Consider the following 21,033-nt stretch of genomic DNA (forward strand, 5'->3'; position numbering starts at 1 on the left):
TCGGCGGAATCGGCATGCTCGACCAGCACGGATGCAAGGAGGCACGGGTGCCGCTGCTTACCCGTATCAGGGGACCGCGCGATCTCGACCGGCTCAGCCCGGAGCAGCTGGACCAGCTGGCCGCTGAGATCCGGACCTTTCTCGTGGACGCGGTCTCCAAGACCGGCGGGCACCTCGGCCCCAACCTGGGTGTCGTGGAGCTCACCATCGCGCTGCACCGCGTCTTCGAGTCGCCCAAGGACAAGGTCCTGTGGGACACCGGCCACCAGAGCTATGTGCACAAGCTCCTCACCGGCCGCCAGGACTTCGCCAAGCTGAAGATGAAGGGCGGGCTCTCCGGCTACCCGGCCCGCGCCGAGTCCGAGCACGACTTCATCGAGAACAGCCACGCCTCCACCGTGCTGGGCTGGGCCGACGGCCTGGCCAAGGCCAACGAGGTCCTCAAGAAGGACGACCACGTCGTCGCGGTCATCGGCGACGGTGCGCTCACCGGCGGCATGGCCTGGGAGGCGCTGAACAACATCGCCGCCGCCAAGGACCGCCCGCTGGTCATCGTGGTCAACGACAACGAGCGCTCCTACGCGCCGACCATCGGCGGCCTCGCCAACCACCTGGCGACCCTGCGCACCACCGACGGCTACGAGCGCTTCCTGGCCAAGGGCAAGGACCTCCTGGAGCGCACCCCGGTCGTCGGCAAGCCGCTCTACGAGACGCTGCACGGCGCCAAGAAGGGCCTCAAGGACTTCATCGCCCCGCAGGGCATGTTCGAGGACCTCGGCCTGAAGTACGTCGGCCCGATCGACGGCCACGACATCGAGGCCCTGGAGTCGGCCCTGACGCGCGCCAAGCGCTTCGGCGGCCCGGTCATCGTGCACTGCCTCACCGAGAAGGGCCGCGGCTACCAGCCCGCCCTGGCGGACGAGGCCGACCGCTTCCACGCCGTCGGCAAGATCCACCCCGACACCGGCCTGCCGGTCTCGACCTCCGGCCTCGACTGGACCTCGGTCTTCGGCGAGGAGATGGTCAAGCTCGGCAAGGAGCGCGCGGACATCGTCGCGATCACCGCGGCCATGCTCCAGCCGGTCGGCCTCGACAAGTTCGCCAAGGCCTTCCCCGACCGGGTCTACGACGTGGGCATCGCCGAGCAGCACGCCGCGGTCTCCGCGGCGGGCCTGGCCACCGGCGGGCTGCACCCCGTCTTCGCCGTCTACGCCACCTTCCTCAACCGCGCCTTCGACCAGGTCCTGATGGATGTGGCCCTGCACAAGTGCGGGGTGACGTTCGTCCTGGACCGGGCCGGGGTCACCGGCACCGACGGCGCCTCGCACAACGGCATGTGGGACATGTCGATCCTCCAGGTCGTCCCGGGCCTCAGGATCGCGGCCCCGCGCGACGCCGACCAGGTGCGCGCGCAGCTGCGCGAGGCCGTCGAGGTCGAGGACGCCCCGACCGTCGTGCGCTTCTCCAAGGGCGCGGTCGGCCCGGCGGTCCAGGCCGTCGGCCGGATCGGCGGCATGGACGTGCTGCGCGAGGCCGACGCGGAGCGCCCGGACGTGCTCCTGGTCTCGGTCGGCGCGCTCGCCCCGATGTGCCTGGAGATCGCCGACCTGCTGGACGCCCAGGGCATCTCGACCACCGTGGTCGACCCGCGCTGGGTCAAGCCGGTCGACGAGGCGCTGGCGCCGCTCGCCGAGACCCACCGGGTCGTCGTCACCGTCGAGGACAACAGCCGCGTCGGCGGGGTCGGCTCGGCCGTCGCCCAGGCGCTGCGCGACGCGGGCGTCGACGTGCCGCTGCGCGACTTCGGCATTCCGCCGCGCTTCCTCGACCACGCCTCCCGCAAGGAGGTCATGGCCGAGATCGGGCTGACCGCGCCGGACATCGCGCGTCAGGTCACCGGCCTGGTCGCCAAGCTGGCCGGGCTGGAGAGCGAGAGCGCCGTGGAGCCCGCGCGCGACTGACGAACGCGTCGGTGACAAGCCGACGACCTGTCAATGGTCCGGTCCGATCGCCCTGTTCGGGTGGTTGGACCGGACCATCCGCGTGAATTACCGTTGCTGCCCCGTATCCGTACCGCGTCTCGTCCCGATCATTGCGGGGACATGAGCTAGCGGAGGTGCACAAGGTGGCTGGTACCGGTCTCTTTCGGACCAAATCAATCGAGAAGTCCATCGCGGACACAGAGGAACCGGAACACGCGCTCAAGAAGTCGCTGTCGGTCCTCGATCTGACGGTCTTCGGCGTCGGTGTCATCATCGGCACCGGGATCTTCGTCCTGACGGGCAAGGTCGCCAAGGAGAACGCGGGCCCGGCGGTCTCCCTCGCGTTCGTGGCGGCAGGCGTCGTCTGCGCGCTGGCGGCGCTCTGCTACGCGGAGTTCGCCTCCACGGTCCCGGTGGCCGGGTCCGCCTACACGTTCTCGTACGCCTCGCTCGGCGAGCTGCCCGCGTGGACCATCGGGTGGGACCTGGTGCTCGAATTCGCCCTGGGCACGGCGGTGGTGGCCGTCGGCTGGTCGGGCTACGTACGCTCGCTGATGGACAACGCGGGCTGGCACCTGCCGGACGCGCTGGCCGGCCGCGAGGGCGCCGACGGCTTCGGGTTCGACATCCTCGCCGCGGCCCTCGTCCTGCTGCTGACCGCGATCCTCGTCCTCGGGATGAAGCTCTCCGCACGCGTGACCTCGGTCGTCGTGGCCATCAAGGTCACCGTCGTACTGATCGTGATCATCGCGGGCGCCTTCTTCATCAAGTCCGAGAACTACAAGCCGTTCATCCCCAAGGCGCAGCCGCAGGAGGCGGGGGGCAACCTCCAGGCGCCGCTCATCGAGCTGATGTCCGGATACGCGCCCACCAACTTCGGTGTGATGGGCATCTTCACCGCCGCCTCCGTCGTCTTCTTCGCCTTCATCGGCTTCGACATCGTGGCGACCGCCGCCGAGGAGACCAAGAACCCGCAGCGGGACATGCCGCGCGGCATCCTGGGCTCGCTGTTCATCTGCACCGCTCTGTACGTGGCGGTCTCGATCGTCGTCACCGGTATGCAGCACTACTCCAAGCTCTCCATCGACGCCCCGCTCGCCGACGCCTTCAAGGCCACCGGGCACCCGTTCTACGCCGGTGTCATCAGCTTCGGCGCCGCCGTCGGCCTCACCACGGTCTGCATGATCCTGCTGCTCGGCCAGACCCGGGTGTTCTTCGCGATGAGCCGCGACGGGCTGCTGCCCCGCTTCTTCTCCCGCGTCCACCCCAAGTACCGCACCCCGCACCGCCCGACCATCCTGCTCGGTGTGCTCATCGCGATCCTCGCGGGCTTCACCAGCCTCAGCGAACTGGCCGAGCTGGTGAACATCGGCACCCTCTTCGCCTTCGTCATCGTGGCGGTGAGCGTGATCATCCTGCGGCGCACCCGGCCCGATCTGCACCGCGCCTTCCGCACCCCGCTGGTGCCCTGGGTGCCGATCCTGTCGGTGGCCGCCTCGCTGTGGCTGATGCTCAATCTGCCCGCCGAGACCTGGCTGCGGTTCGGGATCTGGATGGTGATCGGCTTCGTCGTCTACTTCCTGTACGGCCGCTCCCACAGCCGTATCAACGTGGAGTGACGGCCGTCGGTTCCCGGAGTTGATGACACGGCCCCGTATGTCCCGCTTCGGCGGGAACTGCGGGGCCGGATAGCGTGCACCCCGTGCACCGTACGCCCATCGACTCCCTCGCCCCGTCACACTCCGTACGTACGTCACGGGTGCCGCGGCAGCGTGCGGAGCCGGTGCGCGGGCGCGGCAGCGGGTACTGGGCGCGGCTGCTGCCCGCGCTCGCCGCCCTGGCCGTACTGACCCGGCTGCCTTCCTTCCGGCATCCCCTGTGGAACCCCGACGAGGGCTATCTCGCCGTCCAGGCGCGCCAACTCGCCGCCGGGGGAGCGCTGTACGACACGGTCGTCGACCGCAAGCCGCCCTTGCTGCCCTGGCTGTACGAGGCCGCCTTCGCGGTGTTCGGCGACACCTCGCTCGGCCCGCTGCGCATCGCCGCCGTCGGGGCGCAGCTGCTCACCGCCGTGCTCCTGGCCTCCACCGCCCGCCGCCGCTGGGGCGACCGGGCGGGCCGGGTCGCGGGTGTGCTGCACCTGCTCGTCTCCGTCGGCCTCAACCCCGAGGACACCCAGGCGGCCACCTTCGAGGTGTTCATGCTGCCGTTCACGGTCGCCGCCGTGCGCTGCGCCGACCGGCGCCAGTGGGCCCGCGCGGGCCTCGCCGTCGCCGGGGCCTTCCTCACCAAGCAGACCGGCGGCGCGGCGCTCGTCCCGGTGCTGTGGCTGATGTGGCGCTCGGCCCCGCCGCGCCGCTGCGCCCTGCTGCGCACCGGCGCCGGGCTCTGCGGCCCGGTGCTGCTCGGCGCGCTGCTCACCGGCCCGGCCCGGTTCCTGTTCTGGACCGTCACCGGCTCCGGCGCCTACGCCTCTTTCACCGGCTCCGAACTCCACGTACTGGCAAGGGGGCTGGTCAACACCGCGCTCCTCGCGTTCGCCTGCGCCGGGCTGCTGCCGCCGGTGGTGCGGGTGCTGCGGATCGCCAGGACCGGCGCCGCGGACGTGTGGCTGTGGCTCGCCTCCTCGGCCGGGGCGGTCCTCGCTGGCTTCCACTTCTTCGGCCACTACTACCTCCAGCTCGTCCCGCCGCTGGTGCTGCTGGCGGCGGCCGCGCTCCAGATCCTCCCGCCGCACCGGCTGACCGGCGCGCTGCTCGCGTCGGCCTGCACCTGCGCGCTCTTCCTCGTCTGGGGCCTGCTCGCCCCGCGCCCCGAACTGGCCCACGCCGAGCGGCTGGCCGCGGCCGTACGGGCGCGCTCGGCGCCGCACGAGGCGGTCCTGGTGTGGGGCATACACCCCGAGACGTACTGGCTCTCCGGCCGCGCCCCCGCCACCCGCTATCTGACCGCCGGACTGCTCACCAACTACAGCGGCGGCCGCGACGGCCCCCAGGTGGGCGAGAAGTACGGCGTGGAGGGCTCCTGGCCGGTCCTGCGCACCGAACTGGCCGCGCGGCCGCCGGTGCTGATCGTCGACGACTCCCGGGGCGCCCCGTACGCCCCCGAACGCCTGCCCAGCCTGCGCCGTCTGCTCGCGGCCCGCTATGAACCGCTGGCCGGGACGGTCGACGGGGCGGTGCTGTACGTACGGACTCAGCCGGCCGCTTCGTCGGCGGCATCGGCGGCGTCGGCGTCCCCGGCGGGATGACGCACCGCCCGCGGCCCCACGCAGCGCGCCCCGTGCGCCTCCACCCGGCGGCGCAGCTCGCGGTCGGCCGTCACCACCAGGCAGGGGCGGTCCGGGGCGCGCCCGGCGGCCAGCTCCACGATCCGGTCGTCGCCGCTGCCGGGCGCCGCGTCCACCCGTACGCCCGCCACCGGCGCCACCCCGCGGGCCGCGCCCTCGACCACCAGGACCAGCTCGACGGGGCCCGGCCAGCCCGGCAGACCGGCCTCGGCGTACCCCACCAGGCGGTCGCGCAGGCGCTCGGCGGCGCCGCGCCGGTCGCGCCACCAGCCGTCCGGCACCGAGCCCACCACATTGGCCGCGTCCACGATCACCAGCGAGGTCGTCCCCATCCCGGCAGCGTGCCACGCGGCGGGGGAAAATCGCACGTCGGACCGGGGAAATCCCGCGAAATCCGGGCCCCGGAGCGAGTGTTATTGTCGCTGGGTCTCATGGTGTGTCGCATCTTGCCGCTCATCGCGGATCTGGTAAGGAAAGGCGGTCGGTGAGCCATGGCGTTCAAGCCTGCGCGTGCGTCGAAGGGGCAGGCGGGCCCGGAGCACGAGACCCCCACCGCCGCACCCGCCGCCGCGCCCGGCCTCGTCCCCTCGCCCGCCCTGCCCGACGGCTCCCCGGCGGTCACCAGCTGGCTGCTGCGCGGCAAGGACGGACGGCTGACCGCGTACGCGCCGGGCGCGGGCGGTGTGCTGCGCTGGACCGAGACGCACCCCGGCGGCCCCGAGTGGACCGGCCCCGAGCTGGTCGCCCCGGCGCCCGGGCTCGGCCCGCGCCTCACCGTCGTCCAGGGCGCCGACGGGTACGTCCACTTCCTCGCGCTGCAGCAGAACACGACGGCCGCGGGCGACCCCCACTACGACGTCATGCACGCCGTCCAGTACCAGTCGGGCCGCCCGGTGAAGGACTGGTCCCCGCTGGGCACCCCCTACCGCGACCAGCAGAAGGCCGCGAAGGTAGGCCATCCGGCCGCCGTCGTGGACTCCGCCGACAACGTGTGGGTCTTCGTCCGCAACGCCGGGGGCGGGCTCTGCGCCCGAGGCCAGCTGTCCTCCGGCAAGTGGGGCAACTGGAAGGACCTCCAGGGCTCCGGCTCGTACGGCACGATCTGCGCGAGCACGGCGGAGGAGGGCCGCATCGACGTGCTGGCCCCGGCCGAGCGCGGGGTGATGCGCTGGACCAAGGGCCCGGGCGCCGACGAGTTCGAGCAGCTGCCCGACCTCAAGCTCCAGGTGGCCAACGGCTCGGTGAGCGCCCAGCACACCGGCGAGGGCCGGATCACCTTCTTCTGGCGCGAGGCCGACGGCGGCGAGGTGCACGCCTTCCGGGACGAGCTCCCCGCCGTACCCCTGGGCGGTGACGCGAGCGGCCCGGTCGCCGTGCTGCGTACGCCCGTGGACGGCCACGACTGCACCCTGCTGGCCCAGCGCGGCCCCGACGGCCGCCCGGCGCTCGCCGCCTACCCCACGGAGGCCGAGTCGGCGGGCGCGGTGTGGGCCTCCACGGGCGAGGTCTGCGAGGGTGTGCCGGCGCTCGCCACCGACGCCGCCGGGCGGGTCGTCCTCGCCGCCTTCGGCACCGACGGACGGCTGCGCGTCACCCGCCAGAAGACCACCGAGCCGGGCCTCGCCCTGGAGCCGTGGGGGATCGTCTGACCCCCTGGGCGCCGGCCCGCTCACCCCTGATACGCCAGGAGGCCCCCCGCAGCTGCGGGGGGCCTCCTGTGTGCTGTGCGAGGGGGTTACGCCGGGACGCTCGCCACGCCCTGCGCCAGGAACTTCTTCCCGTTCACGCGCTCCGAGACGCCCTCGCGGTCCAGGTACGGCGTGATGCCGCCCAGGTGGAAGGGCCAGCCGGCGCCGGTGATGAGGCAGAGGTCGATGTCCTGGGCCTCGGCCACGACACCCTCCTGAAGCATCAGACCGATCTCCTGCGCCACCGCGTCCAGGACGCGGTCACGGGTCTGCTCCTCGGTGAGGACGACATCGCCCTGCTTGAGGAGCGCGGCGACCTCGGGGTCCAGCTCCGGCTTGCCGGAGTCGTACACGTAGAAGCCGCGCTTGCCGGCCTTCACGACCGCCGCGAGGTTCGGGGACACCGTGAAGCGCTCCGGGAAGGAGCGGTTCAGCGTCTCCGAGACGTGCAGACCGATGGCCGGGCCGACCAGCTCCAGGAGCACCAGCGGCGACATCGGCAGACCCAGCGGCTCGACCGCCTTCTCGGCGACCTCGACCGGGGTGCCCTCGTCGATGACGTTCTGGATCTCGCCCATGAAGCGGGTCAGGATGCGGTTGACGACGAACGCCGGGGCGTCCTTCACCAGGACCGCGGTCTTCTTCAGCTTGCGCGCGACGCCGAAGGCCGTGGCCAGCGAGGCGTCGTCGGTCTGCTCGCCGCGCACGATCTCCAGGAGCGGGAGGATCGCGACCGGGTTGAAGAAGTGGAAGCCGACGACCCGCTCGGGGTGCTTCAGCTTCGACGCCATCTCGGAGACCGACAGCGAGGAGGTGTTGGTGGCGAGGATCGCGTGCGCCGGGGCGACCGCCTCGACCTCCGCGAACACCTGCTGCTTGACGCCGATCTCCTCGAAGACCGCCTCGATGATGAAGTCGGCGTCCGAGAAGCCCTCGGCCTTGTCGAGCACACCGGAGACCAGGCCCTTGAGGCGGTTGGCCTTGTCCTGGTTGATACGGGACTTGGCGAGCAGCTTGTCGATCTCGGCGTGGACGTAGCCCACACCCTTGTCGACGCGCTCCTGGTCGATGTCGGTCAGCACGACCGGCACCTCAAGGCGGCGCAGGAACAGCAGCGCGAGCTGCGAGGCCATCAGGCCCGCGCCCACCACGCCGACCTTGGTGACCGGACGCGCCAGCGACTTGTCGGGCGCACCCGCCGGACGCTTGGCGCGCTTCTGCACCAGGTTGAAGGCGTAGATGCCGCTGCGGAGTTCGCCGCCCATGATCAGGTCGGCGAGCGCCTTGTCCTCGGCGTCGAACCCGGCCTGGAGGTCGCCGTCCTTGGCCGCCTCGATGATGTCGAGCGCGCGGTAGGCGGCCGGGGCCGCGCCGTGCACCTTGGAGTCGGCGATGAACCGGCCCTTGGCGACGGCCTGGTCCCAGGCCTCGCCGCGGTCGATCTCGGGGCGCTCGACGGTGACGTCGCCCTTGAGGACGTTCGCGGTCCAGATCAGCGACTGCTCCAGGAAGTCCGCGCCCTCGAAGATCGCGTCCGCGATGCCGAGTTCGAAGACCTGCTTGCCCTTGAGCTGGCGGTTCTGGTTCAGCGAGTTCTCGATGATGACCGAGACCGCGCGCTCCGCGCCGATCAGGTTCGGGAGCAGGGCGCAGCCGCCCCAGCCCGGCACCAGACCGAGGAAGACCTCGGGCAGCGAGAAGGCCGGGATGGCCTTGGAGACGGTGCGGTACGAGCAGTGCAGACCGACCTCGACGCCGCCGCCCATGGCCGCGCCGTTGTAGTACGCGAAGGTCGGCACGGCCAGCGCGGCGAGGCGCTTGAAGACCTCGTGGCCGCTCCTGCCGATGGCGAGCGCGTCCTCGTGCCGCTTGAGGATCTCGACGCCCTTGAGGTCGGCGCCGACGGCGAAGATGAACGGCTTGCCGGTGACACCGACGCCGACGATCGCGCCCTCGGCCGCCTCCTTCTCCACCTGGTCGAGCGCGGCGTTCAGGTTCGCCAGCGAGCCGGGGCCGAAGGTGGTCGGCTTGGTGTGGTCGAAGCCGTTGTCCAGCGTGATCAGCGCGAACTTGCCCGCGCCGAACGGCAGGTCGAGGTGGCGCACGTGCGCCGAGGTGACGACCTCGTCCGGGAACAGCTCGGCCGCACCCTTCAAAAGCTCAGCGGTGGTGCTCACTTGCTGCCTCCGGCGTCCTTGTGGTGCGGGTTCTCCCAGATGACCGTGGCGCCCATGCCGAAGCCGACGCACATGGTGGTGAGGCCGTAGCGGACCTCCGGCTGCTCCTCGAACTGCCGCGCCAGCTGCGTCATCAGACGTACGCCGGAGGAGGCGAGCGGGTGGCCGAACGCGATGGCGCCGCCGTACTGGTTGACGCGGGCGTCGTCGTCGGCGATGCCGTAGTGGTCCAGGAAGGAGAGGACCTGGACGGCGAAGGCCTCGTTGATCTCGAAGAGGTTGATGTCCTCGATCGACAGACCGGCCTTGGCCAGCGCCTTCTCGGTCGCCGGGATCGGGCCGTAGCCCATCACCTCGGGCTCGACGCCCGCGAAGGCGTACGAGACCAGGCGCATCTTGACCGGCAGGCCGTTCTCGCGCGCGAACTCCTCGGACGCGATGATCGACGCGGTGGCGCCGTCGTTGAGGCCGGCCGCGTTGCCCGCGGTGACGTTGCCGTGGACACGGAACGGCGTCTTCAGGTTCGCCAGGCTCTCCAGCGTGGTGCCCGGGCGCATCGGCTCGTCGGCGGTGACCAGGCCCCAGCCGGTCTCGCCCACCTCGGCGTTGGTGTTGCGCACCGAGATCGGGACCAGGTCCTGCTGGATCTTCCCGTTCGCGTACGCCTTCGCCGCCTTCTCCTGCGAGCGCACGGCGTACTCGTCGGCGCGCTGCTTGGTGATGTGCGGGTAGCGGTCGTGCAGGTTCTCCGCGGTCATGCCCATGAACAGGGCGGACTCGTCGACCAGCTTCTCGCTGACGAAGCGCGGGTTCGGGTCGACGCCCTCGCCCATGGGGTGGCGGCCCATGTGCTCGACGCCACCGGCGATCACCGCGTCGTACGCGCCGAAGGCGATGGAACCGGCGACCGAGGTCACGGCGGTCAGCGCGCCCGCGCACATACGGTCGATGGAGTAGCCCGGCACGGACTGCGGCAGACCCGCGAGGATGCCGGCGGTGCGGCCGAGGGTCAGACCCTGGTCGCCGATCTGCGTGGTCGCGGCGATGGCGACCTCGTCGATCTTCTTGGGGTCGAGGGCCGGGTTGCGGCGCAGCAGCTCCCGGATCGCCTTGACGACGAGATCGTCGGCCCGGGTCTCGTGGTAGATGCCCTTCGGGCCCGCCTTGCCGAACGGGGTGCGGACGCCGTCGACGAAGACGACGTCCCTGACGGTACGAGGCACGATGGCTCTCCTCCAGGGTGCGGGGTGGCACTGCTGCGCGTGGCGCACTCGCCTGAGCGCGCGCTCACCCCGCCATGCTACTTGCGGGTAACCAAACTGCCCAGTCCCCTCGGCAGGAGCGGCGAAGGTCACACTCCGCGAAGGCCCCGTCATGGCCGTACCCCCTGATGACCGTGGTCGTCAGGGGGTACGCGAGTGCCGTGCGGCTCAGCTGTTGGCGGCCAGCGCCGCCGCGAGCAGCGGCGTCACCTGCTCGACCTGCCAGCGCCGGGCGCCGTACGCCGTGAGCGCCTCGGCCACCGCGGCCTCGGACCGGTCGCCCGGCGGCTCCCAGCACACCCGGCGGACGGTGTCCGGGGTGATCAGGTTCTCCTGCGGCATGTTCAGCCGCTCGGCCAGCTCCGAGACCGCCGCCCGCGCGGCCGAGAGCCGGGCCGCGGCGGCCGGGTCCTTGTCCGCCCACGAGCGCGGCGGCGGCGGGCCCGCGACCGCCTGCCCGGGCTGCGGAAGCTCGGAGTCCGCCAGTGCCCGCGCCCGGTCGACGGCCGCCTGCCACTGCTCCAGCTGGCGCCGCCCCATCCGGTGCCCGTACCCGGGCAGCGCCATCAGGGCCTGCACGTTCAGCGGCATCGCCAGCGACGCCTCGATGATCGCGGAGTCGCTGAGCACCTTGCCCGGCGAGACGTCACGGCGCTGGGCGACCTTGTCCCGGGCCGTCCACAGCTCGCGCACGGCGGCCATCTGGCGGCGTCTGCGGACCTTGTGCATGCCGGAGGTGCGCCGCCAGGGCTCCTTGCGCGGCGGCGCGGGCGGCGCCGCGGCGATCGCGTCGAACTCCTGACGGGCCCAGTCGAGCTTGCCCTGCCGGTCGAGCTCCTTCTCCAGCGCGTCGCGCAGGTCGACGAGGAGCTCCACGTCGAGCGCCGCGTACCGCAGCCAGGGCTCGGGCAGCGGCCGGGTCGACCAGTCCACCGCGGAGTGGCCCTTCTCCAGGGCGTATCCGAGGACGCTCTCGACCATCGCGCCCAGGCCCACGCGCGGGAAGCCCGCGAGGCGGCCGGCGAGCTCCGTGTCGAAGAGCCGGGACGGCACCATGCCTATTTCGCGCAGGCACGGCAGGTCCTGGGTGGCGGCGTGCAGGATCCACTCGGTGTCGGCGAGGGCGTCGCCGAGCGCGGAGAGGTCGGGGCAGCCCACCGGGTCGATGAGCGCGCTGCCCGCGCCCTCGCGGCGGAGCTGGACGAGGTAGGCGCGCTGGCCGTACCGGTAGCCGGAGGCGCGCTCGGCGTCCACGGCCACGGGGCCGGTGCCGGCCGCGAACGCGGCGACGACTCCGGCGAGCTCTTCGTCGGTGGCTACGACGGGCGGAATGCCGTCACGCGGCTCCAGCAGGGGAGTCGGCTGCCCATCGACCGGGACGTCGTCGTCCGGGGGGGCGCCCCCGGTGGTTCGCAGTGCTGTCTCTGCTGCGGTCTTTTGGGCGTCGGTCACCTGTCAAGGGTACTTGTGTATACGCCGCGCCCGTCGACGGAACGTTCCGTCGACGGGCGCGCGAGGGGCGCACGGCGCCTTGTGGGGGGAGCATGCCCCTCGGGACCCCTGGGTCAGTGGATGATTCCGGTGCGCAGGGCGACGGCCACCATCCCGGCCCGGTCGCCCGTGCCGAGCTTGCGCGCGATCCGGGCGAGGTGGCTCTTCACGGTCAGCGCGGAGAGCCCCATGGACACGCCGATCGCCTTGTTGGACTGGCCCTCGGCGACCAGCCGCAGCACCTCGACCTCGCGGCCGGAGAGCTCGCGGTAGCCGCCCGGGTGGCTCGGGGCACCCGGGGGGCGGCGGTGCATACGGGCCGCCGCGGCGCCGATGGGGGCGGCGCCGGGACGGGTGGGGTGGCCGATGTTCGTTCGCGTACCGGTGACGACATAGCCCTTCACGCCGCCCGCGAGGGCGTTGCGCACGGCGCCGATGTCGTCGGCGGCCGACAGGGCCAGACCGTTGGGCCAGCCCGCCGCGCGGGTCTCGGACAGCAGGGTGAGCCCGGAACCGTCGGGCAGATGGACGTCGGCAACGCAGATGTCGCGCGGGTTGCCGACGCGGGGACGTGCCTCCGCGATGGACGACGCCTCGATGACGTCCCGTACTCCGAGGGCCCACAGGTGGCGTGTGACGGTGGAGCGGACTCGGGGGTCGGCGACGACGACCATGGCCGTCGGCTTGTTCGGGCGGTAGGCGACCAGGCTTGCGGGCTGCTCAAGAAGAACGGACACCAGGCCTCCTGGGGGGAAGGTGCGGGACGGAGCCGACTCGGGGATGAAGCCGGGGCGAACCGTGCAGATAGGGTCACAGACCTCTTCGGCAGGGTGCCCGTCCGGCTTTAGGGAATGATCACGATTTGGTGAGAAACATTTAGGGCAATTCGGACTGGTGGTCGAGCGGGGCGCGGCCGGTCGACAGGGGCCGCCTTACGAGCGGGCGCGCCTGACATCCCTGGGCGGGCCCGCACCCCTGGGGGCGCGGGGAAACTGCGCGACCAGCCACAGACGGCCCGCAGACGAACGACGACCCCTCCAGTGAAGCGCTAGCGAGGATCCCGTCGCTGGGGCAGCGTGACGACCCCGGCGTCGGCCGTCGGCACCGGCGGCAGCCCCGCGACCTGGCACAGCAGATCGCACCAGGCGGCCAGATGCGCGGCCGTGTCCGGCACCCCTCCGTGCCCCTCGCGCGGCGTCCAGGACGCCCGGATCTCGATCTGGGTGGCGGGCAGCCGCTGGGCGAGTCCGCCGAAGTAGTACGAGCCCGCCCGCGTCACCGTGCCGCTCGACTCCCCGTACGAGAGCCCGCGCGCCTCCAGCGCACCCGTCAGCCAGGACCAGCACACCTCGGGCAGCAGCGGGTCCGCCGCCATCTCCGGCTCCAGCTCCGCCCGTACGAGCGTGACCAGGCGGAACGTTCCCTGCCAGGCGTCGTGCCCGGCCGGGTCGTGCAGCAGCACCAGCCGGCCGTCCGCGAGGTCCTGGTCGTTCTCGACGACCGCCGCCTCCAGCGCGTACGCGTGCGGCGCGAGGCGCTGCGGCGGCCTGGTCGGGTCGACCTCGATCTCGGGGCGCAGCCGCGCGCCCCGCAGCCCGTCGACCGCCTGGCGGAAGGCCAGCGGAACGGTCCTGCCGTCCGCACTGTCCGTGCCGCCGGCGCCATCCGAAGTTCGTCCCTGAGCGGCAGCCATGCGGGGAAGACTAGGCGGAACGGGCGCCCGGCGCCGGTAGGGACACCCGGGCCCGGCCGTCGGCTTCGGGGCACGTGCGAAGATTCAGGGCGTGAACGCCAACGCACGCCCCTCGGGCCCGCCGACACAGACCTACGACTCCGCCTTCCTCAAGGCCTGCCGCCGCGAGCCGGTGCCGCACACGCCGGTCTGGTTCATGCGGCAGGCGGGGCGCTCGCTGCCGGAGTACCTGAAGGTCCGCGAGGGCATCCCCATGCTGGAGTCGTGCATGCGGCCCGAGCTGGTCACCGAGATCACCCTCCAGCCGGTGCGCCGCCACAAGGTGGACGCGGCGATCTACTTCAGCGACATCGTGGTCCCGCTCAAGGCCATCGGCGTCGACCTCGACATCAAGCCCGGCGTCGGCCCGGTCGTCGCACAGCCCATCCGCACCCGCGCGGACCTGGACCGGCTGCGCGACCTCACGCCCGAGGACGTCCACTACGTCACCGAGGCCATCGGCATGCTGACCGCCGAGCTCGGCGAGACACCGCTGATCGGCTTCGCGGGCGCGCCCTTCACCCTGGCGAGCTACCTCGTGGAGGGCGGCCCGTCCCGCAACCACGAGCACACCAAGGCGCTGATGTACGGCGACCCGCAGCTGTGGGCCGACCTGCTCGACCGCCTCGCCGACATCACCGGCGCCTTCCTGAAGGTCCAGATCGAGGCGGGCGCCTCCGCCGTCCAGCTCTTCGACTCCTGGGTGGGCGCGCTGGCCCCCGCCGACTACCGCCGCTCGGTGATGCCCGCCTCCGCGAAGGTGTTCCGCGAGGTCGAGAAGTACGGCGTGCCGCGCATCCACTTCGGCGTCGGCACCGGCGAGCTGCTGGGCCTGATGGGCGAGGCCGGGGCGGACGTCGTCGGCGTCGACTGGCGCGTCCCGCTCGACGAGGCCGCCCGCCGCGTCGGCCCCGGCAAGGCGCTCCAGGGCAACCTGGACCCCGCGGTCCTCTTCTCGACGCCCGAGGCGGTCGAGACGAAGACCCGCGAGGTCCTGGACGCGGCGGCCGGTCTGGAGGGCCACGTCTTCAACCTGGGCCACGGCGTCCTGCCGACGACCGACCCGGACGCGCTGACCCGTCTGGTGGACTACGTCCACACGCGGACCGCGCGCTGAGCTAGCTCCCCGCCGCCCGCACCGCCGACACGGCCTTGCGGGCGGCGACCAGGACCGGGTCCCAGACCGGCGAGAACGGCGGGGCGTACCCCAGGTCCAGCGTGACCATCTGCTCCACGGTCATCCCCGCCGTCAGCGCGACGGCCGCGATGTCGACGCGCTTGGCGGCGCCCTCGCGGCCGACGATCTGCACGCCGAGCAGCCGTCCCGTACGCCGCTCGGCGAGCATCTTCACCGTCATCAGGGCGGCCCCGGGGTAGTACCCCGCGCTGTTGGTCGACTTGACCGTCGCGGTGACGAACTGGAGCCCCGCCTCGCGTGCCTCGCGCTCGCGCAGCCCCGTGCGGGCGATCTCCAGGTCGCAGACCTTGCTCACCGCCGTACCGACGACGCCCGGGAACGTCCCGTAGCCGCCGCCCACGCCCGAGCCGATGAGCTGGCCGTGCTTGTTGGCGTGCGTGCCCAGCGCGATGTGCCGCTCGCGGCCCGACACCAGGTCGAGGACCTCCACGCAGTCGCCGCCCGCCCAGATGTCGTCGTGGCCGCGCACCCGCATCGCCAGGTCCGTGAGCAGCCCGCCGTGCTCGCCGAGCGGCAGCCCGGCCTTGCGGGCCAGCTCGGTGCGCGGCTCGACGCCGATGCCGAGGACCACGACGTCCGCCGGGTACTCGGCGTCCTTCGTCGCCACCCCCCGGACCCTGCCGTCCGCACCGGTGAGGATCTCGGTGACCTCGGCGCCGGTGACCGTGGTGATGCCCATCCCGTCCATCGCCTCGTGGACGAGGCGGCCCATGTCCGCGTCGAGCGTGGACATCGGCTCCTCGCCCCGGGTCACCACCGTGACCTCGTAGTCGCGGTGCAGCAGCGCCTCGGCCATCTCGACGCCGATGTAGCCCGCGCCCACGATCACCGCGCGGCGGCCCTCGGTCGCGTTCAGCGTGTCGAGCAGGGCCTGACCGTCGTCGAGGGTCTGCACCCCGTGGACGCCCGGCGCGTCGATGCCCGGCAGCCGCGGCCGCACCGGGCGGGCGCCGGTGGCGACGACGAGCTTGTCGTACGCCGTCCACGACTCCTCGCCCGACTCCAGGTCGCGGGCGCGCACCCGCCGCCCGTCGGTGTCGATCTCCAGCGCCTCGGTGCGCATCCGCAGATCGATGGCGCGCTCGCGGTGCTCCTCGGGGGTGCGCGCGATCAGCTCGTCGCGCTCCGCCACGTCGCCGCCCACCCAGTAGGGGATGCCGCAGGCGGAGTACGAGGTGAAGTGGCCGCGCTCGAACACCACGATCTCCAGGTCGTCCGGCCCCTTCATCCTGCGGGCCTGCGACGCGGCGGACATCCCCGCCGCGTCGCCCCCGATGACCACCAGTCGCTCCGCCGCCATTGCGCACCCCTAGCTCGGTCCGTCCCGCTCTTCCTTCGGAAGATACGTGCGGGAGCGCCCGGGAATTCCCCTGGCGCGGCACTCGGCGCAGGGCTGTCGGCGGTGTCTGAGAGAGTGGACGCATGGACAACTCGCCCGTCAGCGCACCCCACATCGTCGTCGTCGGGGGCGGCATCTCCGGCCTCGCCGCCGCCCACCGCCTGCTGGAGTCCGGCGCGCGCGTGACGGTCCTGGAGGCCACCGACCGCCTCGGCGGCAAGTTGTACGCGGGCGAGATCGCGGGCGCGCGCGTGGACCTCGGCGCCGAGTCGATGCTGGCGCGCCGGCCCGAGGGCGTCGGCCTCGCGCGCGAGGTCGGCCTCGGCGACCGGCTGCGGCCGCCCGCGGCGACGGCGGCGATCTGGACGCGGGGCGCGCTGCGCCCGATGCCCAAGGGGCATCTGATGGGTGTCCCGGCCGACCCCGCCTCGCTCACCGGGATCGTCTCCGCCGAGGGCCTGGCGCGCATCGCCCAGGACCGCGAACTGCCGCCGACCGAGGTCGGGGACGACATCGGCGTCGGCGAGTTCGTCGCACGCCGCATCGGCCGCGAGGTCGTCGACCGGCTGGTGGAACCGCTCCTGGGCGGGGTGTACGCGGGCGACGCCTACCGGATCTCGATGCGCGCCGCCGTGCCCCAGCTCTTCGCCGCCGCGCGCGAGAACACCTCGCTGCTCGACGGCGTCGCCCGGATGCAGGCGAAGGCCGCCGCCGCGCCGCAGAACGACGGCCCGGTCTTCCTGGGCCTCGACGGCGGCATGGGCACCCTGCCGCTCGCGGTCGCGGACGCGGTGCGGGCCAAGGGCGGCTCCATCCGCACCAGGACGCCGGTGCTCGCCCTGACCCGCACGGCCACCGGCTGGCTGGTGCGCACGGAGTCGCCGGAGGTGCCCGCGATCGAGGCGGACGGCGTGATCCTGGCGTCCCCCGCCCGGTCCGCGTCCGCGCTGCTCGCCGCCGAGTCCCCGGCCGCCGCGGCCGAGCTGGCCACCGTGGAGTACGCCTCGATGGCCCTGGTCACCATGGCCTTCCGGCGTACCGACCTGGAGCGCCTGGAGCGCAGCTCCGGCTTCCTGGTCCCGTCCGTCGACGGCCGCACGATCAAGGCCTCCACCTTCTCCTCGTACAAGTGGCAGTGGGTCACCGACCGGGCCCCCGACCTCTTCGTGCTCCGCACCTCGATCGGGCGGTTCGGCGAGGAGCAGCACCTGGAGCGCGACGACGCCGATCTGGTGGACCTGTCGCTGCGTGACCTCGGGGAGGCGGTGGGCCTCGCCGCCAAGCCGGTCGCGACCGAGGTGACGCGCTGGACCGGCGGCCTGCCGCAGTACCCGGTGGGCCACCTCGCGCGCGTGGCCCGGGTCCGCGCCGCCGTGGCGAAGCTGCCCGGGCTGCGGGTCTGCGGGGCCGCGTACGACGGGGTCGGCATCCCGGCGTGCATCTGGGGCGCCCGCCTCGCCGCGGACGAGATCATCGCCACGTCGACCCTGGCGCAGAACACTCAGCGTGACGCGGGACAATAGCCACATGAGTGCACCGGAAAAGATCCCGAACGCAGGGAAGAAGGCGAAGGACCTCAACGAGGTCATCCGCTACACGCTGTGGTCCGTCTTCAAGCTGCGCGACGTGCTGCCCGAGGACCGCTCCGGCTTCGCCGACGAGGTCCAGGAGCTGTTCGACCAGCTCGCCGCCAAGGACATCACCGTCCGCGGCACCTACGACCTCTCCGGGCTGCGGGCCGACGCCGACCTCATGATCTGGTGGCACGCGGAGACGGCCGACGAGCTCCAGACCGCGTACAACCTCTTCCGCCGCACCAAGCTGGGCCGCGCCCTGGAGCCGGTCTGGTCGAACATGGCGCTGCACCGCCCCGCCGAGTTCAACAAGTCGCACATCCCGGCCTTCCTGGCCGACGAGACCCCGCGCGACTACGTGTCGGTCTACCCCTTCGTGCGCAGCTACGACTGGTACCTGCTGCCCGACGAGGACCGCCGCCGTATGCTCGCCGACCACGGCAAGATGGCTCGCGGCTTCCCCGACGTGCGCGCCAACACGGTCGCCTCGTTCTCGCTCGGCGACTACGAGTGGCTGCTCGCCTTCGAGGCCGACGAGCTGTACCGCATCGTCGACCTCATGCGTCATCTGCGCGCCTCCGAGGCCCGGATGCACGTCCGCGAGGAGGTCCCGTTCTACACGGGCCGCCGCAAGTCGGTCGCGGACCTGGTGGCGGGCCTGGCCTGACGGCCGCCCCCACCGCGTATGCCCGGTGACCGGGCCCGCCGAGGCGGGCCCGGATTCACCCCTGACCCGGAAGATCAGAGAGCGGACGGCCGCTGCCCAGCCCTGGGTGCCGACCGCTCGTCCAGCGACACCGGGTTCGGCTCCGGGTGCGGCGCGCACGCAGCGCGCCGCACCGGCGTCCGTCCGTTCAGCAGGTAGTCCACCAGGTAGCCGTTGACGCACTGGTTGGGACCGCCGCCGATGCCGTGCGTACCGGCGTCCTTCTCGGTCACCAGGACCGACCCCGGCAGTCTGCGCTGAAGCTCCAGCGCCCCCGGGTACGGCGTCGCCGCGTCCCGCTCGGCGGCCAGGATCAGCGTCGGCGGCAGCGCCCCGTGCTTCGCCCCTACGTCCACCGGCTTCTGCCGGGGCGCCGGCCAGTAGGCGCACGGCAGGTTCATCCACGCGTTGTCCCACGTCTCGAACGGGGCGATCTCCGCCAGCTCGCTGTTGTCGCGGTCCCAGGTGGCCCAGTCCGTCGGCCAGGGCGCGTCGTTGCACTCGACCGCCGTGTACACCGCGTTCCCGTTCTCGTCGTCCCACGCCGCCTCCGGGCGCGGCGCCGCCTGCGCGATCAGCGGCTTGGGGTCGCCCTTGAGATACGCCGAGAGCGCGGTCGCCCGCATCGCCCAGTAGTCGTCGTAGTACCCCGCTTTCAGGAACGCGCCCTGGAGCTGTGCGGGGCCGACCTTGCCGCCCGCGGGCTCCTCGGCCAGCCGGGCGCGCACCTTCTCGAAGTTCTCCAGGACCTGCTCGGCCGTGGTGCCCAGGTGGTAGACGCCGTCGTGCCGGGCGACCCAGGCGCGGAAGTCCTCCCAGCGGCTCTCGAACGCCAGCGACTGGTCGAGGTTGTTGCGGTACCAGATCTGCCGCGGGTCGGGGTCGACCGCCGAGTCGAAGACCATCCGGCGCACGTGGGAGGGGAAGAGCGTGGCGTACACGGCGCCGAAGTACGTGCCGTAGGAGGCGCCGACGAACGTCAGCTTCCGCTCGCCGAGCGCGGCCCGCAGCACATCGAGGTCGCGCGCGTTGTTGAGGCTCGTGTAGTGCCGCAGCGCCGCGCCCGCGTTCCGCGCACAGCCCTGCGCGTACGCCTTGGCCTGGGCGATCCGCTCCAGTTTGTACGAGGGCGAGGGGTCGGTCGGGGACTGCGTGGGCGCCTTGGTGAAGTCCTTCGGGTCCTGGCAGGACAGCGGCGCGGAGCGGCCCACCCCGCGCGGGGCGTAGCCCACCAGGTCGTACGCCCCCGCGATCCGCTTCCACTCCGGCAGGTTCGCGACCATCGGGAAGTACATGCTGGAGGCGCCCGGGCCGCCCGGGTTGTAGACCAGGGAGCCCTGGCGCGCGGCCCGCTTGCCGGTGGACCGCACCCGGCTGACGGTGAGGGTGATCTGACGGCCCCTCGGCTTGGCGTAGTCGAGCGGGACCCGGACCGTGCCGCACTGGACGGAGCCGGGGAGCATCTCCGCCTTGGGGCAGCGGCCGAAGGCGATCCCGGTGGCGGCCGCGCGCTGGGCGGCGACCACGGTGCCGCGTGCCTCGGCGGTGAGCGGATCCACGCCGCCGGCCGGTGCGGCGACCAGGGTGGAAAGAACGACGGAACCGAGCGTTCCGTACAGCGCTGCTGCTCTCATCGCACATCCCTTTGCGGTCCATCCGGCACGACAGGCCCGGTACAAAAGGGATGATTAGCGGATCAATTGATGAAGTAAAGCACCGGAGTGCGGTGCGCCGGGATCAAAGTCCGAGAGCATCGACGTCGAGAGACGTGTCGGTCAGGCCGCCCGCCGGGCGCTCAGGGCGGTCCGTAACGCCGGGTCGTCCACCGCGCTCACGCCCCGCACCGCCACGGCGGTGAGCGGGTCGCCGGCCGGGTCGATCCGGCCGAGCAGGCGCTGGCCGTCGGGGGAGGCCCAGCGGGTGTGCGGATGGACCTCGAAGCGGGCGATGAAGAGGCAGCCGAGGGTCAGGACCATCGGCAGCGAGAACCAGGCGGCGATCTCGGCCTGGGTGGCGCGGTCCTGACCGGGCATCAGCAGGGCGATCGCGCCCAGGGCGAGGGTGAGTGCCGCCGCGCCGCGCACGGCCCGTACGGAGGCCGTGACGCCCGTCCTGGTCGCGTCCGGGACGGCGAGCCCGGCGGCCGCCAGCCGGTCGGCCAGGGCGTGCACGGCGTCGGCGGCGGCCGTGGCCGACCGGATCGCCGCTATCCGGGCCTGTCCGCCCGGACCGATCGCGCCGATCACCGACCGCTCCAGGTCGTCGCGGCCCTCCGGGTCGACGACCGTGGCCCAGCCGGTGTGCGCGAGCAGCAGCCGGCGGGCGCGGTGCATGGTGACCAGGGTCAGATCGGTGACCCGGAACGGGCCGCCCGCCAGGAACGCGGCCTCGTACAGCGACAGGCCGAGCTCCGGGTCCCGGGTGACCGGCCCCTGGTCGGCCGCGGCGGACGCGGCGAGGCAGAGCCGCGCGCACGAGAGCGCGGACGCGAGGCACGCGGCGACCAGGAAAAGTACCCAGAACATGGCCGAGTTGTATGTGAAGCCGTCAACTCGGCGCCATGCCTTTCCCACGATGTGGGCACGGAGTTATCGG

Annotated in this window: 16 protein-coding genes; 7 read left to right on the top strand and 9 right to left on the bottom strand. The window is 72.5% G+C overall.

The features are described from left to right. Positions 1-47 precede the first annotated feature (47 nt). The 3 genes from dxs (at position 48) to BX283_RS30500 (ending at position 5,232) form a co-directional block, all read left to right on the top strand. A complete protein-coding gene (gene dxs / locus BX283_RS30490; RefSeq protein ID WP_101392655.1) occupies positions 48-1,961 on the top strand; it encodes a 1-deoxy-D-xylulose-5-phosphate synthase in 1,914 nt (637 codons plus the stop codon). A 164-nt stretch (positions 1,962-2,125) separates the two neighbouring features. Next, on the top strand, positions 2,126-3,601 hold the full coding sequence (locus BX283_RS30495) for an amino acid permease (protein ID WP_101392656.1): 1,476 nt from the start codon (positions 2,126-2,128) through the stop codon (positions 3,599-3,601). A gap of 83 nt (positions 3,602-3,684) precedes the next feature. After that, a complete protein-coding gene (locus BX283_RS30500) occupies positions 3,685-5,232 on the top strand; it encodes an ArnT family glycosyltransferase (RefSeq protein WP_373979308.1) in 1,548 nt (515 codons plus the stop codon). On the opposite strand, the gene BX283_RS30505 is transcribed toward BX283_RS30500, so the two are convergent. Further along, positions 5,178-5,603 (bottom strand): NTP pyrophosphohydrolase, encoded by a 426-nt coding sequence (locus BX283_RS30505; protein ID WP_101390668.1) that lies wholly within the window; start codon positions 5,601-5,603, stop codon positions 5,178-5,180. The two genes, BX283_RS30500 and BX283_RS30505, sit on opposite strands and share 55 nt — an antisense overlap. Positions 5,604-5,762: 159 nt before the next feature. Between BX283_RS30505 and BX283_RS30510 the strand changes: the two genes are divergently transcribed. After that, positions 5,763-6,920: a hypothetical protein gene (locus BX283_RS30510; RefSeq protein WP_257583939.1), complete on the top strand. Its 1,158-nt coding sequence runs from the start codon at positions 5,763-5,765 to the stop codon at positions 6,918-6,920. A gap of 86 nt (positions 6,921-7,006) precedes the next feature. On the opposite strand, the gene BX283_RS30515 is transcribed toward BX283_RS30510, so the two are convergent. The 5 genes from BX283_RS30515 to BX283_RS30535 all read right to left on the bottom strand — a co-directional run bounded on the left by BX283_RS30515 (position 7,007) and on the right by BX283_RS30535 (position 13,582). Then, positions 7,007-9,136, bottom strand: a complete 2,130-nt coding sequence (locus BX283_RS30515; protein WP_101390669.1) for a 3-hydroxyacyl-CoA dehydrogenase NAD-binding domain-containing protein — start codon at positions 9,134-9,136, stop codon at positions 7,007-7,009. Beyond that, positions 9,133-10,359: an acetyl-CoA C-acyltransferase gene (locus BX283_RS30520; RefSeq protein WP_101390670.1), complete on the bottom strand. Its 1,227-nt coding sequence runs from the start codon at positions 10,357-10,359 to the stop codon at positions 9,133-9,135. The genes BX283_RS30515 and BX283_RS30520 overlap by 4 nt, the downstream gene beginning before the upstream one ends. Positions 10,360-10,566: 207 nt before the next feature. Further along, the gene (locus BX283_RS30525; protein WP_101390671.1) at positions 10,567-11,850 is read right to left on the bottom strand and encodes a ribonuclease D; all 1,284 of its coding nucleotides are present in this window, start codon (positions 11,848-11,850) and stop codon (positions 10,567-10,569) included. A gap of 113 nt (positions 11,851-11,963) precedes the next feature. Next, positions 11,964-12,626 (bottom strand): response regulator transcription factor, encoded by a 663-nt coding sequence (locus BX283_RS30530; protein ID WP_101390672.1) that lies wholly within the window; start codon positions 12,624-12,626, stop codon positions 11,964-11,966. Positions 12,627-12,937: 311 nt separating this feature from the next. Beyond that, a complete protein-coding gene (locus tag BX283_RS30535; RefSeq protein WP_101390673.1) occupies positions 12,938-13,582 on the bottom strand; it encodes a DUF3000 domain-containing protein in 645 nt (214 codons plus the stop codon). A gap of 91 nt (positions 13,583-13,673) precedes the next feature. On the opposite strand from BX283_RS30535, the gene hemE reads away from it, so the two are divergent. Continuing rightward, positions 13,674-14,738, top strand: coding sequence for a uroporphyrinogen decarboxylase (gene hemE / locus BX283_RS30540; protein ID WP_101390674.1), 1,065 nt, complete (start codon positions 13,674-13,676; stop codon positions 14,736-14,738). Position 14,739: 1 nt separating this feature from the next. Here the strand turns inward: hemE and BX283_RS30545 are convergent, their stop codons facing one another. After that, on the bottom strand, positions 14,740-16,119 hold the full coding sequence (locus BX283_RS30545) for an FAD-dependent oxidoreductase (protein ID WP_101390675.1): 1,380 nt from the start codon (positions 16,117-16,119) through the stop codon (positions 14,740-14,742). A 122-nt stretch (positions 16,120-16,241) separates the two neighbouring features. On the opposite strand from BX283_RS30545, the gene hemG reads away from it, so the two are divergent. Both hemG and hemQ read left to right on the top strand, forming a co-directional pair. Beyond that, the gene (gene hemG, locus BX283_RS30550) at positions 16,242-17,681 is read left to right on the top strand and encodes a protoporphyrinogen oxidase (protein ID WP_101390676.1); all 1,440 of its coding nucleotides are present in this window, start codon (positions 16,242-16,244) and stop codon (positions 17,679-17,681) included. A 4-nt stretch (positions 17,682-17,685) separates the two neighbouring features. Next, positions 17,686-18,399 carry a hydrogen peroxide-dependent heme synthase gene (hemQ, locus tag BX283_RS30555; RefSeq protein WP_101390677.1) on the top strand — a complete coding sequence of 238 codons (714 nt, stop codon included), beginning with the start codon at positions 17,686-17,688 and terminating at the stop codon, positions 18,397-18,399. 74 nt (positions 18,400-18,473) lie between these two features. Here the strand turns inward: hemQ and BX283_RS30560 are convergent, their stop codons facing one another. Beyond that, a complete protein-coding gene (locus tag BX283_RS30560) occupies positions 18,474-20,072 on the bottom strand; it encodes an alpha/beta hydrolase (RefSeq protein ID WP_101390678.1) in 1,599 nt (532 codons plus the stop codon). A gap of 141 nt (positions 20,073-20,213) precedes the next feature. Continuing rightward, complete coding sequence (locus tag BX283_RS30565) at positions 20,214-20,963, bottom strand: TIGR04222 domain-containing membrane protein (protein ID WP_101390679.1); 750 nt, start codon at positions 20,961-20,963, stop codon at positions 20,214-20,216. Between the last annotated feature and the right edge of the window lie 70 nt (positions 20,964-21,033).

Origin of the sequence: Streptomyces sp. TLI_146, assembly GCF_002846415.1 — a bacterium.
GTDB lineage: Bacteria > Actinomycetota > Actinomycetes > Streptomycetales > Streptomycetaceae > Streptomyces.